This is a genomic window from Pseudovibrio flavus (genome assembly GCF_009711345.1).
Taxonomy (GTDB): Bacteria; Pseudomonadota; Alphaproteobacteria; order Rhizobiales; family Stappiaceae; genus Pseudovibrio; species Pseudovibrio flavus.
In genome coordinates this window covers 1-236 of sequence record NZ_SMMA01000006.1, presented here as the reverse complement: position 1 = coordinate 236, position 236 = coordinate 1, and the positions used below count along the sequence as shown (strand labels likewise).

General features: G+C 53.0%; 1 protein-coding gene. It reads right to left on the bottom strand.

Annotated features, from left to right (window positions below; translation table 11 throughout):
• Positions 1-236 (bottom strand): DDE-type integrase/transposase/recombinase (locus E1162_RS00015; protein WP_155125399.1); only part of this gene is annotated, 236 nt, incomplete at both ends.

The window sequence follows — 236 nt, the reverse complement described above, 5'->3', positions numbered from 1 at the left end:
GCCAACACCGAACGCCCGCTCAACAATGCGCGCCTCACCTGTAATGTCTTTGGATAGGTTGAAGATGTTGGATTGGCCCTTGCGCAACGCCCGCATGACTTCGAACCCCTTGATTGTTGCATAAGCGGTCTTCATGGTTTTGAAGCCCCGTACCGGCCTGATCAACTGCTTCAACTTGCCATGATCGGCTTCAACGACATTGTTGAGGTACTTGACGCGGTGATGCTGAGTGGTCT